The 16,722-nt window shown below is 62.7% G+C and carries 16 protein-coding genes; 8 read left to right on the forward strand and 8 right to left on the reverse strand.

Annotated features, from left to right (window positions below; genetic code table 11):
• Window positions 1-356: 356 nt before the first annotated feature.
• From KOM00_RS08320 to nrfD, 3 genes are read left to right on the forward strand one after another with little or no spacing between them, the layout of a single operon-like run.
• A complete protein-coding gene (locus tag KOM00_RS08320; protein WP_216498449.1) occupies window positions 357-833 on the forward strand; it encodes a cytochrome c3 family protein in 477 nt (158 codons plus the stop codon).
• Window positions 830-1,612, forward strand: a complete 783-nt coding sequence (locus tag KOM00_RS08325) for a 4Fe-4S dicluster domain-containing protein (RefSeq protein ID WP_216498450.1) — start codon at window positions 830-832, stop codon at window positions 1,610-1,612. The genes KOM00_RS08320 and KOM00_RS08325 overlap by 4 nt, the downstream gene beginning before the upstream one ends.
• Window positions 1,613-1,614: 2 nt before the next feature.
• The gene (nrfD, locus tag KOM00_RS08330) at window positions 1,615-2,862 is read left to right on the forward strand and encodes an NrfD/PsrC family molybdoenzyme membrane anchor subunit (protein ID WP_216498451.1); all 1,248 of its coding nucleotides are present in this window, start codon (window positions 1,615-1,617) and stop codon (window positions 2,860-2,862) included.
• Window positions 2,863-3,131: 269 nt separating this feature from the next.
• Here the strand turns inward: nrfD and KOM00_RS08335 are convergent, their stop codons facing one another.
• From KOM00_RS08335 to rnc, 6 genes are all read right to left on the reverse strand, one after another.
• Complete coding sequence (locus KOM00_RS08335; protein ID WP_216498452.1) at window positions 3,132-5,135, reverse strand: proton-conducting transporter transmembrane domain-containing protein; 2,004 nt, start codon at window positions 5,133-5,135, stop codon at window positions 3,132-3,134.
• A 2-nt stretch (window positions 5,136-5,137) separates the two neighbouring features.
• A complete protein-coding gene (locus KOM00_RS08340) occupies window positions 5,138-5,815 on the reverse strand; it encodes a PTS sugar transporter subunit IIA (RefSeq protein WP_216498453.1) in 678 nt (225 codons plus the stop codon).
• A gap of 157 nt (window positions 5,816-5,972) precedes the next feature.
• On the reverse strand, window positions 5,973-7,496 hold the full coding sequence (locus KOM00_RS08345; protein ID WP_216498454.1) for a NapC/NirT family cytochrome c: 1,524 nt from the start codon (window positions 7,494-7,496) through the stop codon (window positions 5,973-5,975).
• A 273-nt stretch (window positions 7,497-7,769) separates the two neighbouring features.
• Window positions 7,770-8,666 carry a GTPase Era gene (gene era, locus KOM00_RS08350; protein ID WP_216498455.1) on the reverse strand — a complete coding sequence of 299 codons (897 nt, stop codon included), beginning with the start codon at window positions 8,664-8,666 and terminating at the stop codon, window positions 7,770-7,772.
• A gap of 140 nt (window positions 8,667-8,806) precedes the next feature.
• Window positions 8,807-9,859, reverse strand: a complete 1,053-nt coding sequence (locus KOM00_RS08355; protein WP_216498456.1) for an elongator complex protein 3 — start codon at window positions 9,857-9,859, stop codon at window positions 8,807-8,809.
• Window positions 9,856-10,554 (reverse strand): ribonuclease III, encoded by a 699-nt coding sequence (rnc, locus tag KOM00_RS08360; RefSeq protein WP_216498457.1) that lies wholly within the window; start codon window positions 10,552-10,554, stop codon window positions 9,856-9,858. The genes KOM00_RS08355 and rnc overlap by 4 nt, the downstream gene beginning before the upstream one ends.
• Window positions 10,555-10,800: 246 nt before the next feature.
• Between rnc and tmk the strand changes: the two genes are divergently transcribed.
• From tmk to metG, 4 genes are all read left to right on the forward strand, one after another.
• Complete coding sequence (tmk, locus tag KOM00_RS08365) at window positions 10,801-11,448, forward strand: dTMP kinase (RefSeq protein ID WP_216498458.1); 648 nt, start codon at window positions 10,801-10,803, stop codon at window positions 11,446-11,448.
• Window positions 11,449-12,411, forward strand: a complete 963-nt coding sequence (holB, locus tag KOM00_RS08370) for a DNA polymerase III subunit delta' (protein WP_216498459.1) — start codon at window positions 11,449-11,451, stop codon at window positions 12,409-12,411.
• A 172-nt stretch (window positions 12,412-12,583) separates the two neighbouring features.
• Complete coding sequence (locus KOM00_RS08375; protein WP_216498460.1) at window positions 12,584-13,522, forward strand: PSP1 domain-containing protein; 939 nt, start codon at window positions 12,584-12,586, stop codon at window positions 13,520-13,522.
• Window positions 13,519-15,048: a methionine--tRNA ligase gene (gene metG / locus KOM00_RS08380; RefSeq protein ID WP_216498461.1), complete on the forward strand. Its 1,530-nt coding sequence runs from the start codon at window positions 13,519-13,521 to the stop codon at window positions 15,046-15,048. Before KOM00_RS08375 ends, metG begins: the two co-directional genes overlap by 4 nt.
• Window positions 15,049-15,237: 189 nt before the next feature.
• On the opposite strand, the gene KOM00_RS08385 is transcribed toward metG, so the two are convergent.
• Complete coding sequence (locus KOM00_RS08385; RefSeq protein ID WP_216498462.1) at window positions 15,238-15,828, reverse strand: YdcF family protein; 591 nt, start codon at window positions 15,826-15,828, stop codon at window positions 15,238-15,240.
• A gap of 105 nt (window positions 15,829-15,933) precedes the next feature.
• Here KOM00_RS08385 and rpmB point away from each other — a divergent pair, with 105 nt between their 5' ends.
• Complete coding sequence (gene rpmB, locus KOM00_RS08390) at window positions 15,934-16,125, forward strand: 50S ribosomal protein L28 (protein ID WP_012531640.1); 192 nt, start codon at window positions 15,934-15,936, stop codon at window positions 16,123-16,125.
• A 73-nt stretch (window positions 16,126-16,198) separates the two neighbouring features.
• On the opposite strand, the gene KOM00_RS08395 is transcribed toward rpmB, so the two are convergent.
• Complete coding sequence (locus KOM00_RS08395) at window positions 16,199-16,579, reverse strand: RidA family protein (protein WP_216498463.1); 381 nt, start codon at window positions 16,577-16,579, stop codon at window positions 16,199-16,201.
• Window positions 16,580-16,722 lie beyond the last annotated feature (143 nt).

Below are 16,722 nucleotides of genomic sequence, written 5' to 3' on the forward strand. Positions count from 1 at the left end.
TCGAGTTTCAACCTCCCGCCCGGCCGGGATGCCGGCGGTGCGGGAGGGGAGCAAGGCTGCCAGAGCTGCCACTTTTCCCTTCAACCGCAGCGACTGGGTGTCGATACGGTATACAGGGGCGACAGGGACCTCACCATACTCCCTGAAAATCGATTTGTCAAAAAAAGATTGTTAATCTCGCAAGGAAGGCAGATAGAACAACAATACTGGCGGAGTACCTTGTTTTCAAGCGGTCTGACGTTATCATTGAGCACGGATCTCTTTTTTGTTTCGAACATTGTTATAGGAATAAGGACTGCGACGTTTTTTTGCGGCGCCGTCGAGAACTGTTACCACTGGATGAAAGGAGGGAGGCTGTGAAGAGTCATGTTTGGCGCCCGCTAGTCGTGGTGCTGGCGGTAATCGCCGTGGTGCTGGTGGCCCGCAAGTTCCTGGTCCCCGCCGATTTCGGGATCGGCGCGAGGGGGTACATGTACGGCTGGCACCGCGCCGGCAACGAGCAGCAGTGGAAAGAGGTGAAGGTGAAGTACAAGACCGCCGCGTTCTGCAAGGATTGCCACCGCGACAAGTACGACGAGATAAAGGAGTCGCCGCATCGCAACATCAACTGCGAGAACTGTCACGGCCCCGCCCTCAACCACCCGGACGATCCCAAGTCGCTCACCATCGACCGCAGCCGGGAACTCTGCGCCCGCTGCCACACCCGCCTCCCCTACCCCAACAGCAGCCGCGGCGCGATGAAGGGGATCGATCCCAAGAGCCACAACGTCGGTCTGGACTGCGTCACCTGCCACTGGCCGCACGATCCCAGGAAGGAGGGGCACAAGAGATGATTTCGAGACGATCCTTCTGCAAGAAATCCCTGCTCATCGCGGGCGGTCTGGCGATTCCCCTATCCTGCCTGGAACTCTTCGATCCCAAGCGGCTTTTGGCCGAGAAGGACGAGAAGGGGCCGCGCTGGGTCTTTCTGGTGGATACCCGGAAATGCGTGGGGTGCGGCTTCTGCGTCAAGGGGTGCAAGGTGGAGAACGAGGTCCCCTACGACGCCAACGTGACCCGCACCTGGGTGGAACGCTACGTGGTGACCAAAGACGGCAAGACCCATATCGACTCCCCGAAGGGGGCGCGCGACGGCTTCCCCAACAAGGGGATCGACATCGGCCACGGCAAGCTGGAAGAGATCAGGGACGAGGATATCGAGAAGGCCTTCTTCGTGCCCAAGCTCTGCAACCAGTGCGACAACCCGCCCTGCGTCCAGGTCTGCCCGGTAGGCGCCACCTACCAGACCGCGGACGGCGTGGTACTGGTGGACCGCAACTGGTGCATCGGTTGCGGCTACTGCATCATGGGATGCCCCTACGGGGTGCGCTTTTTCCATCCGGTCTTCCACGTGGCCGAGAAGTGCAACTTCTGCTACCACCGCATCACCAAGGGGATGCAGACCGCCTGCGTCGACAGCTGCGCCTTCGGTGCCCGGCGCGTGGGGAACCTAAGGGATCCGGAAGACCCGGTGACCAAGATCATCATGACCGAGCGGGTCAACGTGCTCAAAGAAGAGTACGGCACCAAGCCGCAGGTCTTCTACCTCGGCCTGTCCAAGGAGGTGAAATAGCCATGGTGCACGGAGAAGCCTGGACCATAAAGGAGTTTTTCACCTATCCCAACGAGTACATCTACTGGACCATCCAGATTGTCATGTACCCCTTCATGACCGGCCTCGTGGCCGGAGCCTTCGTCCTCTCCTCGCTGTACCACGTCTTCGGGGTGAAGCAGTTGAAGGGGATCGCGCGCTTCTCGCTGGTCTTCTCGTTCGCGCTGCTGCCGGTCGCCATGCTGCCCCTTTTGATGCACCTGCAGCAGCCGCTGCGCGGCATCGAGGTGATGCTGACGCCGCATTTCACCTCAGCCATCGCCGCCTTCGGCATCGTCTTCAGCACCTACGGCATGATCGTCGCCTCCGAGCTCTGGTTCATGTACCGCAAGCACTTCGTGGAGACCGCGCAGTCGCTAAAGGCAATCGAGGGGCGCAGCGCGCTGCAGCAGGCGCAGTACCTGCTGTTCAGCATCCTGACACTTGGCGCATGGGACATCTCGCACGAGGCGCTCGAGGCCGACGAGCGGGCGGTCAAGAAGCTCGCCGGAGCCGGCATCCCGGTCGCATGCTTCCTGCACGGCTACGCCGGTTTCATCTTCGGCTCGGTGAAGGCGAACGCGCTCTGGATGACGCCGCTCATGCCGGTCATCTTCATCTGTTCCGCGGTCGTATCCGGTATCGCCCTCTGCATCCTGACCTACATCCTCACCATGGAAATCAGGAAGCAGCTGGCGCTTCGGCACAGGCTCGCCCACCCGGAGCTCCCCTCCATGGACGAATTGAAGAGCGCCGAGTCGCACGTGGTGGCGATGACCTCGCGCTACCTGCTCATGTTCATGGTGGCGGCGATCACGCTGGAACTTTTGGACCTGATCTTCAGGGGGTACACCGCGGTGAAGTCGTGGGACATCCTGAGAAGCGTCATCTACGAGCGGGACTTCGTGAACATCTTCGTGGTGCAGTATGGGCTTGGAAACCTGGTTCCCTTTGTCCTGTTCCTGATCCCGGGGTTGACCATCCGGCGGGCCGTGGTGGGGACCGTGCTGGTGCTCCTCGGCGTCTTCATGATGCGCTGGAACGTCGTCATCGGCGGGCAGGCCTTCTCCTCATCCTTCTCCGGCTTCATGCACTACGTCCTACCGCTGTGGCCGGACAGCATGGAAACGCTGAAGGAAGGGCTGGTCGGCGCCCTCATCGTCGCCGGGACCCCCTTCTGCATCTTCTACCTGCTGAACAAGGTGATGCCGGTGTTCAAGGAAACGCATTAACGGCGGTTCTACGTTCTAGGTTCTACGTTCTAGGTTCTAGGTTCTACGTTGCCCCCCTCGCCCTCCGGGCTTGTCCACCAAGGCCTCGGCGTAGGTGGAAGAGGGGCTGGGGATGAGGGAGAGGCAGTTGGTCGCCGTCACGGCGGTACGTTAAAAACAGAGGCGGGCGAATGATTATTCGCCCCTACAGTGCCCCGGGTATTTCCCGAAGGGGACATCCGTAGGGGCGAATAATTATTCGCCCGCTTTTGTTTGAAGGCAACGGGCCGCTACTGCCCGGAGGTCAGCGCGAGCAACAGCACCAGGGTCACGAAGGTGTAGAAGATGTAGATGTTCAGCTTGCCGTGCTGCAACCGACGCACCGGCTGTGCCTTTTCGAACAGGTACTCCAGGAAGGGGAGATACCCCTTCTCGAGTACCGTCTCCGGAAGGTGGCTTTCATGGCGGGCAGGGCCGGGGAAAAGCCCCCTCACCCCTTCCCGGTGCTGCTCGGGGCGGAGCAGCACGGCGAACCAGTGCACCAGGATGGCACCGAACGAGGAGGCGGTGTACTGCATCCTGGGTGCGGGCCTCAAATAGCCGCAGCCCCAGGTGGGAGCGACCGGCACCGGCAACCTGGCGGCGCGCCTGGCGAAGAAGATCCAGAGCAGGGCCAGGAGCAGAAGCAGCCCCACCCCCAGGATCGAGATCCATGAGAAGGGAACCAGGCTCGCAACCCCTTGCGACGCAAGCGACTCGCCGTAATCGCCCAGGGCCGCGTTCAGGACCTCGACGAAAAGGCCAGGCGCCAACCCGATCAGCGCACAGCAGACGGCAAGTACACCCATGGGCACCAGCATCCCCGCTCCCGCCTCATGCCCCCCCTCGTGCTCCTTCGAGCGCGGCACCCCCAGGAAAACCACCCCGTACACCTTCACGAAGCAGGCTACCGCCAGCCCCCCCACCAACGCCAGCACCGGCGCGGCCAGCGCTGGGAGCGACGGTGCCAGGCCTACCGCGGCCTCGATCGCGTGGAAGGCTCCCAGGTAAACCATCAGCTCGCTGACGAAGCCGTTCAAGGGGGGAAGGCCGCAGATGGCAACGGCGCCTACCAGGAAAAACAGTGACGTGCGGGGCAACCGGCGCGACACGCCTCCCAAGAGGTCGATCTCCCTGGTGCCGGTGGCATGGATCACGGAACCTGCGGAAAGAAAGAGCAGCGACTTGAACAGGGCGTGGTTCACGACGTGCAGCAGCGCACCCGCCGCGCCGAGGGCGACGAGCGCCTCCCATCCCTGGTTCGCGCCGATCAGCGCCATGCCCAGCCCCATCATGATGATGCCGATGTTCTCGATGCTGTGGTAGGCCAGGAGCCTTTTCAGGTCGTGCTGACCGATCGCGTAGGCGACCCCGAGGACGGCGGAGACGCTTCCCAGCACGAGCACCACGGCTCCCCACCAAAGCGGCGGATCGCTGAAAGCGGAAAAGACCCTCATCATCCCGTAGATGCCGGTCTTCAGCACCACCCCGGACAGGATCGCGGAGACGTGGCTGGGGGCGTTGGCGTGCGCCGAGGGGAGCCAGACATGCAGCGGCATCACCCCCGCCTTCATGCCGAAACCGAAGAGGGCGGTCAGGAAGATGGTCGTGGCGATGGGACCTGCGGCAGTAAGGGAGCCGGGGGAGGGAAAAAGGTAGGCGCCGGTCGCCGAGTTGAGGAGCGAGAAGGTGGCGAAAAGCGCCAGCGCGCCCAGGTGGGCCGTGATCAGGTAGAGCACCCCCGCCTCACGCACCTGTGGTTTTTCATCCTCGGTGGTGAGGACGAAGTAGGCGGCGAAGGCCATTACCTCCCAGGCCATGAGAAAGAGCATGGTGCTCCTGGCAACGAGCACCATGGTGAGGGCCGCGGAGAGCAGTCCCAGGAAGAAGGCGAGCTTGCCGCCGTGCTCGGGGTGCCGCGCCACCGGCCAGTAGCCGGCGCCGTAGACGGCGCAGCAGCCGGTTACGATGAAGACGGGGAGGAGAAATACTGCGGAAAGCGCGTCGACGCCGACCTCGAGCCTTCCGAAGGGAAGCCCGGAAGGGATGAGCCAGGTTCCGGCGCCGGGAAGGAAGACGGCGCCCAAGGCACCGGCGCAGCCGATGAGCGACGCTGCGGCCATGAGGACGACGCCGGCGCGCTGGGCGGTGCTCGATCCCCTGCGCAGCAGCAGCGGCAGCCCCGACGCGCCCTGGCAGCAAGCGGCGAGCAACAACAGCCCAAGAGAGGTCGCAGGCTCGCCGGAGAAGGTCATGATCAGCTCCTCTTGCCGCGCTCGAAGCGCCGGGCGGCCTCCATGATGGCCGCGGGATCACAGGCGTTGTTGAGGATGCCCCGGAACTCCTGGTCGTGCAGGGCGTAGGCGAGCCGGGACAGAAGGTGCAGGTGCACCTTCACGGTGGGACTGGTTATCAGGAACAGGATGCGCACCGGGATGTTGTCCAGGGCCCCGAAGTCGATCGGGTGCTCCAGGAAGCAGAGGGAAATGGCGGGTTGCGGCTTGGTCTGCAGCAGGATCGGGTTGCGGACGTGGGGTATCGCGATGCCGTCGCCGACGGCGGTGGTGCCGAGGGCCTCGCGGGCCAGCAGCACCTGGAGCAGGAATTCGGGGTCCACCTGCGCCGGGAGCTTGAGAAGGTTCACCACGTTGCGCAGCACGGAGAGCTTGTCGTCTCCGGGCACACCGCAGTGTATGCCCCCCGCCTCCAGGGCCTGGGCCAGGGTCGGGAGGTCCAGGTCCGCCTGCACCGCCTCGAACAGCTCGGGGGGGACCTTGGTGCCGTGCTCGGTGGCCCACTCAAGGAGGTCCACCCGGTTGATCTGGTAGGTGCCGTGCACCAGGGTGGCGGGAAGCTTTTCCTTCTTGATCCACTTGAGGACCGTCCCCTCATCCTGGTGCAGCAGCGCGGCCACTTCTGAAGCCTTCATCAACATCGACTGTTCCCCCCATTGCTGAACACGGAAAGGTATAGCACCGTTAAGATGAAGATGCAACGGCGTTAATGTTGAAAAAGCGAATCGTACCGGCCGGTTGCCGGGCCCGGCCATCAAAAAAGCCCCCGGATCGCTCCGGGGGCTTTCTGTTGCCGCTTTACTTCTTGGCGTGCTTCTCGCCGCCGGGGACGTCCTGGCCCCCTGCCGCATGGCAGTCGCTGCAGTTTGCCTTGTGCAGTTCGTCGCCGATATCGACCGGGTGAACGAACTCTTTCACCACTGTGCCGGCCGGGATGTTCTCCTGCTTCTGGCCCAGCACGGTGTGGCACATGTTGCAGTCCTTGGAGATCACCTTGCCGGAGGCGGTCTTGTGCTTGCCGTCGTGGCAGCGGAAGCAACCCGGGCTGTAGAAGTGCCCGATATGGTTCGGGTAGGTGTTCCAGGTGATCTTCATGGCCGGGAAGAAGTTCCTGTTGTAGATGTCCTGCACCACGGTCACGGCGTGGGCAAGCTCCTTCGCCTTGTCCTTGGCCACCTGCGGGTAGTTCTTCGCGTAGTACTCGGGAATTTCCTTGGCGATGGTCGCCTTGGCCTCTTCCTTGTTCTTGTACGGCCTAGTCAGGATCTCCACCGCGGTCTTCTTCAGGTACGGCAGGCCGAGGTCGATGCGCTTGGCGGCGAAGGCCTCGTCCATCTCCACGCCAGGGGAGCGGTAGACGTGCGCCGGACGGTTGTGGCAGTCGAGGCAGTCCATGACCCTCTTCTGGGCCTTCGCCACGTCATCCTTGGAGAGCGGCTTCTCGGTGTCCATGTACTCGGTCACGGAACCGTCCTTCTCCTTGACCGCGATGTACGGGATGTTCATGCGCTGCCTGTCCAGGGCGATGTAGGAAACCTCCTGGCCGATGTGCCAGTGGATGCCCCTGTGGTGCTCGCTCTTCGGGGTCCCGCCGATGTTGATCAGCATGTTGATCTCGCGCGGGGTGTTCGCCTCGTTGGGAGCGTAGTGGTAGAACACTTTCTGGCGTCCGGCGTAGAACTTCTCGGGCCAGTGGCAGTGCTCACAGGTATCGCGCGCCGGACGGAGGTTGTCGATCGGGGTCTCGATGGTCTCCGGGTAGGTGTGGAAGGCGACCGCGTAGAGCTGCCTCATGCCGGAGATCTTCGCCTTCACGTACCAGGCGGCGCCGGGGCCCACGTGGCACTCGACGCATTTCACCTTGGCGTGCGGGGAATTGGCCCACGCCACATGCTCGGGCTCCATGACCTGGTGGCAGAGCTCGCCGCAGAAGGTGGTCGATTCGGTGAACTCGTACCCCTTCAGGGAGGCGACGGAGACGATGAGCACGAAGCCGATGCTGGCGACGACGAAGAAGAGGAACAGATGGCGCTTGTGCGCGTCGTTGAAGTCCACCCGCGGGAAGGGGGGGATCACCTCGTCCGGATGCCTGCGCCTCTTTTCCCTCACGATGTAGGCGCCCAGCGGGACCAGGATGAGGCCCATGATGAGCATGCCCGGGAAGAGGAAGTAGGTCATCAGGCCGAGGTAGGGCTTCTCGACGCCGGTTATCCCCTCGTAGGAGAGGAAGCCGATGATCAGGCCCGTCGCGGTGACGGCCAGGATCATGCCGACCAGACTGATCAGGTTCCAGGCGTAGCCGGCATACTTTCTAAGTGCCATAGTGTCTTCTCCTTGCGTGTTTTCGTATGGTTCCAGGGAAAATAGGGCAGAACCTTACTATCCGACATGACTTATGTCAAAAAAAACTATGTTAATGTATACGCTGTATTTTAAAACGGCTATCTACTAAAAACCCACAGAAATCATGCGGAATACGCAGTGAGCGTCCGGACCGGCTCCCCGGAAATAAAAAACGATGTTATACTATCAGACAAACTTATAGAATGCAAGCAACTACTCATGAGGAGAGCCCGGAGGACCTCCCCGCCCCCCTCACGACTCGTAGCCGAACTCCTTGAGCATGCGGCTGTTGTCGCTCCACTCGCCGCTCACCCGCACGAACAGTTCCAGGAACACCTTCGCATCCAGCAGCCGCTCGATCTCCTGGCGCGCCTGGGTCCCGATCTTCTTGAGCATCTCCCCTTTGCGGCCGATGATGATCCCTTTCTGCGAGTCCCGCTCCACGTTGATGGTGGCCTGGATCGCCACCACCCCGGTTTCCCGCTCCTTGAAGCTGTCCACCACCACCGCCGTCGAGTAGGGGACCTCGTCGTGGGTCAGCCTGAAGATCTTCTCCCGGATGATCTCGGCCACGATGAAGCGCTCCGGCACGTCGGTCAGGATGTCGTCGGGGAAGTAGCAGGGGCCTTCGGGCAGCAGGGTGTGTACCAGCAGCACCAGCTGCTCGACGCCGTCGCCGGAAGCGGCCGAAACCGGGATGATCTCCTTGAAGGGATAGGTCTCGCCGTAGACGGCCATCCGCCCCAAAAGGTCGCCCTTCGGGATCAGGTCGATCTTGTTCAGCACGAGGATCACCGGTGCTTCGACCCCGGAGAGGACCTCCCTGATCATGCCCGCCTCCTTCTCGGGATCGAAGGCGCCGTCGACCAGGAACAGGATCAGGTCCACCCCCTGCACCGAGGAGAGGGCCTCTTCCACCATGAACTTGTTCAGGCGGGTCTTGGCCCGATGGATCCCCGGGGTGTCCAGGAAGACGATCTGACCTCCCGGCACGTTGTGGATCCCCTTGATCTGGTTGCGGGTGGTCTGCGGCTTGTCCGAGGTGATCATCAGCTTCTCACCCAGGATGCGGTTCAACAGCGTGGATTTCCCGACGTTCGGCCGCCCCACGATGGAGACGAAACCGGAACGGAATATCTTTTCAGACATCTCTAAATGCCCTCCTGGCTCTTGTTACGGTAATCAAAGCGTTACAACATACGGGAATTGGTACGGCAAGGAAAGCGTTACTTCGCATCCGCACCGGTGTAAGGCGCACCGACAGAGTATACCTCGAACAGGCGTTCTGCCTAGTGGCGGGGGCAAGACTCGAAGAGGCGGGCGTGCCGGCTCAGCTCGCCCCACTGCAGGGAGATGACATCGGGGAGGAGTTCGCGGTCCTCACTCACGGAGGCAGCCACGCCGTAGCGCGTCGCCAGCCGCTGCAGGTTTCCCCTTCTCTGCCCCACCAGGTCGGAAACCCTGCCCGGGGGAGCGCCGAAACTGACCCGGCTTCCGGGGGGGATCCCCTCGAGCAGGCCGCACATGCGGTCGAAGCAGAGCTCGGACTCCACCAGCTGTCCGAAGGCGGGATGGTAGGGACCGGCCAGCACCACGCCGGGGGAGTCCAGCTCGGAGGTGGGTTGCAGGCCGAAGCGGATCACCGGGATGCCGGCCTGCCCGGCGGCCTCCAGCATCTCCTTGCACAAGGTCACCGCCTGCGGCAGGGCAAGGGGGTGATAGCTTCCCTCACGGTAGCGCCGCGCCAGTTCGGTCCCCTCGATCACCAGGGTGGGGTAGATGCGCAAAAAGGCGGGTTTCAGGTCGAGAGCGCGCCGCAACGAGGCAAGCGCAGCCTGCGGCGTGTCGCCGGGGAGCCCCGGCATGAGCTGGATGCCGACCTCGATCCCCGCCTTCTTGAGGGTGGCCACGGAGAGTTCCACCTCGGACGCCCCGTGGCCGCGCCCCGAGAGCAGGAGCACCTCGGGGTCCAGGGACTGCACCCCCAGCTCGACGGTGGCGACCCCGTGCGCCTTCAGAAACTCGGCAGTGTCCGGGTCGACGGCGTCGGGGCGCGTGGAAAGCCGGACCGATTGCACAACGCCTGCGGCAAGCAGCGGCTGCAAGGGGAACAGCAGCGCCCCCTGGTCCCGGCGGGGCAACGCGGTGAAGGTGCCGCCGTAAAAGGCGACTTCGAGTTTCCGCGCCGGCGCCCCCAACCGGTACTCCTCGATGCGGCTCAGCAGTTGCCGGGCGGTGGGCAGCCCCCCCCCGACCCCGGCCACCCGCTCCTGGTCGCAGAAGACGCAGCGGTGCGGGCACCCCTGGTGCGGTATGAAAAATGGGACCAGCAGCGGCCTCAACTCTCCCCCTTGAGCAGGAGGGTGGCGGCGCGGGCGGCATCCTGTTCGGCCTCCTTCTTGGTCCTCCCCACCCCTTCCCCCATCAGCTCCTCGCCCAGGTAGATCTGCACGGTGAAGCGGCGGTCGTGGTCGGGGCCGGTCGCCTCTTTCAGCTCGTAGCGCGGCAGCTCCCGCCGCAGGAACCGGGCCCGCTCCTGCAGCTCCGTCTTGGCGTCCCGGCCAAACAGCTGCTCCGGGGAGTCAAGCAGAGGTTCGAACAGCCGGTGCACCACTAGCCGCGCCGGTTCGATGCCGCCGTCCAGGTAGAGCGCGGCAAGCAGGGCCTCGAAGGCGTCGGCCAGAAGCGAGCGTTTCTGCCTCCCTCCCCCCTTCTCCTCGCCACGTCCAAGGCGCAGCGACGCCCCAAGCTCCAGTTCCGCCGCTATGCGCGCCAGGCTCACCTCGTCCACCAGCGCCGCCCGGATCTTGGTCAGCTCCCCCTCGCGGCTCTCCGGAAAACGTCGCAGCAAAAGGTCCGAGAGCAGGAAATCGAGCACCGCGTCGCCGAAGAACTCCAGGCGCTGGTTGTCCTTCCCCCCCGACTCGTTCACGTAGGTGCGGTGGGTCAGCGCCTCTTCCAGGAGCTCACGATTAAGAAACCGGTACTTGATCCGTGCTTCAACCCCGGTGAGGTTGTCATCCTGCTTCTCTTTCATAATAAAAGCCCGTGCCCATTCTTAATTTGAGCCAAATATAGACAAAGGGGCGCGGCATGGCAATAGGCTTCTCCGCGGCGGCCGCCCTGCCAGGAGAGGGACCTGGTCCGGAGGCATTGCGCAAACCGGCACCAGTGGCGGCCAAGGCCTGCGCGGCGCGGCTTCGCGGGGGCATTTAAATCTTGCATAATAATCACCCCTCCCATATAATTCAGTGATTTTATAGGGGATCATGAGACCATAGACATGGGCTTTTTCATTACATTTGAAGGCGTTGAGGGGTGCGGCAAAACGACCCAGTTGAGGCTCCTCAAGGAGCGTATGGAGTCGGCCGGAGAGAAGGTGGTGGCGACCCGCGAGCCGGGGGGATGCCCGATCGCCGACCAGATGCGCGCCATCCTGCTGGACGCCAAGAACAGCGCGATCACGCCGCTGGCCGAACTGCTGCTCTACGCCGCGGCGCGGGCCCAGCACGTTCAGGAGGTGATCGTCCCGGCGCTGGAGCGGGGCGAAACCGTGCTCTGCGACAGGTTCACCGACGCCACCCTGGCCTACCAGGGGCACGGCAGGGAGCTGGACCTCGACGTGATCCGCCAGCTGAACGCACTGGCGACCGGCGGGGTGCAGCCGGGCCTCACCGTGCTCATCGACTGCCCGGTGGAGACAGGTCTTTCGCGGGCGCTGTCCCGCATCGAGGCGACCAGCGGCGCCCGGGAAGAGCGCTTCGAGCTGGAATCGATACGCTTCCATGAGCGGGTGCGCGAAGGGTACCTGTCGCTGGCGCGCGCCTTCCCCGAACGTTTCGTGGTGGTGGACGGCTCCGGCGACGTAGCCCGGACCGAGGTACTGGTTACGGCGGCGCTCATGGACCGGCTCCCGGCGGGCAGGCGCTAGATGCCCTTCTCGGACGTCATCGGACAGGACCGTGCCATCTCGGTGCTGAAGCGCTCCATCGCGCTGGAGCGGGTGGCGCATGCCTACCTATTCTCCGGCATCGACGGGTGCGGCAAGAAGAAGACCGCCCTCGCCATGGTGCAGGCGGTTTTCTGCGGCAAGGAAGAGGCCTGCGGCGTCTGTTCATCCTGCCGCAAGATCGCGAGCGGCCAGCACCCGGACCTGCACATACTGGAGCCCGACGGCGCCTTCATCAAGATCGACCAGGTCCGGGAACTGCAAAAGGAGCTCTTCTACCGCCCCTTCGAGGCGCCCAAAAAGGCGTGCGTAATCGACGGCGCGGAAAAGCTGAACCTCTCCTCGGGAAACGCCCTGCTAAAGACGCTCGAGGAGCCCCCCGGCAACGCGCTGATGATCCTGATTACCGCCGAGCGCTCCGCCGTCTTGCAGACCATCCTCTCCCGCTGTCAGACGCTCGACTTCCAGCCGCTGCCGGCGGAGCTGATCGAGGGGCGCCTGGTGCGGGATCAGTTCCCGGCAGAGGTGGCGCGGGTGGCGGCCTCGCTGTCCGGCGGCAGCCTGAGCCGGGCACTCGAGATCGCCGGGGACGGCGTCCTCGAAGGCCGGGTGAGCTTCCTGGAGCGGGTGCTCGCCCTCAACCTGAAGGACATCAACGCCCTGTTCGCCACGGCAGAGGAACTCGCCGCGGACAAGGAAGGGCTCCCGGGGTTTCTCGAGTTGCTCCTATCCTTTCTCCGGGACGTGCTCATCTACCGCTCCACGCCGGACGCGCTGGCCAACGCGGACCTCGCGCACCTGGTGGCCAGGGAGGCGGAGCGCTGCACGGAGGAGCGCAGCATCGAATTGATCGAGCAGCTCGTCAGCATGCGCCGTCTGCTCGTTCGCAACGTGAACGCGAGGCTCGCGCTGGAAATCTTTTTCATGCACCTGGCGGAGCGGTAGCTCGCTTCGCGAGCAGGTTAAGGTTAAGGTTGAGGTTGAGGTTGAGGTTAAGAAAGGCCCAGCCCCACCTTTTTGACACGACGGCAGTAAAAAAGACATTGCAACCCCAGGTCGGTAGAGGTTCTGCTCAACCTTAACCTCGACCTCAACCTGTTTCTCCTTGGAGGCATTTTTGGCAAAGATCGTAAGGATTCAATTCACCACCGCGGGCAAGCTCTACGACTTCACCGCCAGCAAGGCAAACGTCAAGGCGGGCGACCGGGTCATCGTGGAGACCGAACGGGGTAAAAGCATAGGACAGGTCGTGGCGGGGCCGATCGAGGTGGACGACGCGCTGGTCCCGGAGGGGACCAAACCGGTGCAGCGTCTGGCCGAACTGGCCGACCTGGCGACCTTGGCCGCCAACACGGCAAAGGAAAAGGAGGCGCACAAGTTCTGCCTGGCCCGCATCAAGGAGCGGAACATGGACATGAAGCTCGTCAAGGTCGAATACCTCTTCGACGGTTCCAAGGCGATCTTCTACTTCACCGCGGACGGCCGGGTGGACTTCCGGGAGCTGGTCAAGGACCTGGCCCACGCCTTCCACACCAGGATCGAGATGCGCCAGATCGGGGTCAGGGACGAGTCGAAGATGGTGGGGGGCATCGGCATCTGCGGCCGCGAGCTCTGCTGCTCCTCGTACCTGCGCGAGTTCGAGCCGGTCTCGGTGAAGATGGCCAAGGAGCAGAACCTGGCGCTCAACCCGAGCAAGATCTCCGGGCAGTGCGGCAGGCTCCTTTGCTGCCTCTCCTACGAGTTCGACACCTACTGCTCGCTCAGAAAGGGGCTCCCGAAGTGCGGCAAGCGGGTGCAGTGCGGCTGCCACGACGGAGAGGTGGTCAAGGTGAACGTGCTGGAGCAGACTGTCACGTTGAAGACGGCCGACGACTCGCTGGTCGTCCTGAAGGGTGAGGACATCGCCCCGGAGAACATCAGCGACCGCGTGAAGAAGCCGCCGCAGGGCAAGGGTGAACAGCAGGGGGGCGACAAGGGGAAATCCCAGGGCCCCGGCAAGCAGCGCCGCAACAGGCCCGTCGACGTCAAGGAAAGGAAAAAGGAGAAACCACAATGAAACCAGCTTTTTACGTCACCACCCCCATCTACTACGTAAATGACGTCCCGCACATAGGGCACGCTTACACCACCCTGGCCGCGGACGTGGTGGCGCGCTACAAACGGCTTAAGGGTTTCGACGTCTTCTTCCTCACCGGCACCGACGAACACGGCCAGAAGGTTGAGAAGGCCGCCACCGCCGCCGGGGAAACCCCGCTCGAGCTGGCCGACCGGGTCATGAAGCGCTTCCAGTCGCTCTGGGAGAAGCTGGAGATCTCCTACACCGACTTCATCCGAACGACGCAGGAACGGCACAAGAAGGGTGTTTCCGTCCTCTTCGACCGCGTCATGGCGAAAGGGGACATCTACCTCGGCGAGTACGAGGACTGGTACTGCACCCCGTGCGAGACCTTCTGGACCGAGACCCAGCTGATCGACTACAAGTGCCCGGACTGCAACCGCCCCACCGAGAAGCTCAAGGAGGAGTCCTACTTCTTCAGGATGAGCAAGTACCAGGAGCAGCTTCTGGCCCACATCGAGGCCAACCCGGACTTCATCCAGCCCAAAAGCCGCAGAAACGAGATCATCTCCTTCGTGAAGGAAGGGCTGCGTGACCTCTCCGTCTCACGCACCACCTTCCAGTGGGGCATCCCGGTCCCGGGCAACGACAAGCACGTGGTCTACGTCTGGTTCGACGCGCTCACCAACTACATCACCGCGCTCGGCTACCCCGAGGAGGGGGGCAATTTCGAGAAGTACTGGCCCTGCGACGTGCACCTGATCGGCAAGGACATCCTGAGGTTCCACACCGTCTACTGGCCGACCTTCCTGATGGCGGCCGGACTTCCCATCCCGAAGCGAGTGTTCGCGCACGGCTGGTGGACCGTCGAGGGGCAGAAGATGAGCAAGAGCCTGCAGAACGTAGTCGAGCCGAACATGCTGGTCGACAAGTACGGCGTGGACGCGGTGCGCTACTTCCTGTTGCGCGAGGTCCCCTTCGGCCTTGACGGCGACTTCTCGCACCAGGCGCTCATCCACCGCATCAACTCGGATCTGGCCAACGACCTTGGGAACCTCTTGAACCGCTCCACCGCGATGCTCGGCAAGTACTTCGGCGGCGTGCTGCAGGCGCCGGGCGAGGAGACCGAGCTGGACCAGGCCTACCGGGAGAAGACCGTGGCCATGATCGGGCAGGTGGACAGCTTCATCGACGAACTCGCCTTCAGCCGTGCCCTGCAGGCGATCTGGGAAGTGATCTCCGCCGGCAACAAGTACATCGACGAGACCGCCCCGTGGACCCTGGCCAAGGACCCGGAAAAGCGCGAGCGTCTCTCCACCGTCATGTACTACATGCTGGAGAGCCAGAGGGTGGTCTACACGCTTCTCTCCGCGTTCATGCCCAAGACCGCACAGAAGGGTCTGAGCTGCCTTGGGTGGCCTGAGGAAGCCACAGCCGAAGGGCTTGCCTGGGGAGGGTTGAAGCCGGGCACCGCCATCGCCAAAGCCGAGGCGCTCTTCCCGAGGATCGAGGAAAAAGGGGAGTAAAACCGGCCTCACGCAAAGACGCAAAGATGCCAAGCAAAGCAAGCGAGGCAAAACATTAACAGGGATGAAAGGGATAAAGGGGATTACCAACCAGGACTTGGTTTGGTTCATCCCGTTCATCCCCTTCATCCCTGTTTGTTTGTGAAGTTGGTTCTTTCTTTGCGCCTTTGCGGCTTTGCGTGAGGCGCCTTAGTTGTTCCCCGGAAGCGGCCTCAGCTCCCCTGGCGCGAACATGAAGAAGAAACGCAGGATGCAGTACTTGTAGAACTCGGAGAAGAGGAGCTTGAAGCTCCCGGAATGGCTCCACCACTCCTCCTTGAGGTTGCTGGAATCGACCGGGTGCGGGTAGATGGCCACGTCCTTCGGGAGCGCGTTCCTGAACAGGATGGTGGAACGTTTCATGTGGTAGCGCGAGGTGATCAGCTTGATTGAGCCGACCTTGTACTTCATGATCAGATCCCGGGCGTAAATGGCATTCTCCAGGGTGTTGCGTGAGTTCTGCTCCAGGTAGACGTCCGCCGCCCCCGCCCCCTGGTACAGTTCGCGCTTTTTCACCGCGGGATCGACGCCGATCAGGAACAGCTTCTTCCCCTGCCCGGCCCGGTACAGACGCACCCCCTCCTCAACCCGGCCGCGGCCGCCGGTCAACACGACGATGGCGTCGCTCTTCACGTCGCGCGGGGTGAGGGAAAAGGTCTTGTAGACGAAGTCCACAAAGAGAACACTCAATACGATCAGTATCAGCAAAAATAGGGAAAACAGCCCCTTCAATAAAGCCATGATTTAGCACCTGAAAAAACAAGAAGACCGCCACTTTTTGCTTGCAAGCGTGACGCGTTTCTGCTATTAGTTACGACTTCAGTAATCACCGGAGGGTACAAAGAAATGTCCAGAATATGCGAGATTTGCGGTAAAGGCCCTAGCTTCGGGAACAACGTTAGCCACGCCAACAACAAGACCAGCAAAATTTGGCGCCCGAACCTGCAGAAGATCAAGGCCGTGAAAAACGGTACCGTCAGGAGCATCAAGGTCTGCACCCGCTGCATCCGCTCCGGTCACGTCACCAAGGCTCTCTAAGAAGATCTTCCGCACAGTCACTAAAGCCGCGGCGCAAATAGCGCCTGCGGCTTTATTTTTGTCCGCGCCTTCACTAGCGGCAAAGGGCGGTGACTTCGATCTCCACCAGGACGCCGCGCGGCAGCCCCTTGACCTCGACGGTGCTGCGTGCCGGCGGGTTTTCCTGGAAGTGGGCCCCGTAGATGCCGTTCACGGTGGCGAAGTCGCCCATGTTGGCCAGGTAGATGGTGGTCTTGACCACGTCCTGAAAGCCGAGGCCGGCGGCCGCGAGCAGTGCGCCGATGTTCTTCATCACCTGCTCGGTTTCCGCCACGACCCCTCCCTGCACCACCTCGCCGGTGGCCGGATCGAGCGCTATGGCGCCGGAAAGAAAGAGAAAGCCCCCGGCTTTCACACCCTGGGAATAGGGACCGATCGCCTTGGGTGCGTTTTCAGTGCTGATGATTTCCTTCATGCCTTCCTCCTTGATGCTGTCTTCAACTCCTGCAAACGCTTCTTCTCCCTTTGGGATAAGTCGGGGTGAGGGGATCGCCCCCACGCACCACCCTGCCTCTTCGCAGCGCCCTCCCCCCTGCCCCTCTCCCGGAGCGCGAGGGG

The sequence above is a fragment of the Geomonas diazotrophica genome (genome assembly GCF_018919385.1).
In the GTDB taxonomy this organism is placed as follows: Bacteria; Desulfobacterota; Desulfuromonadia; order Geobacterales; family Geobacteraceae; genus Geomonas; species Geomonas diazotrophica.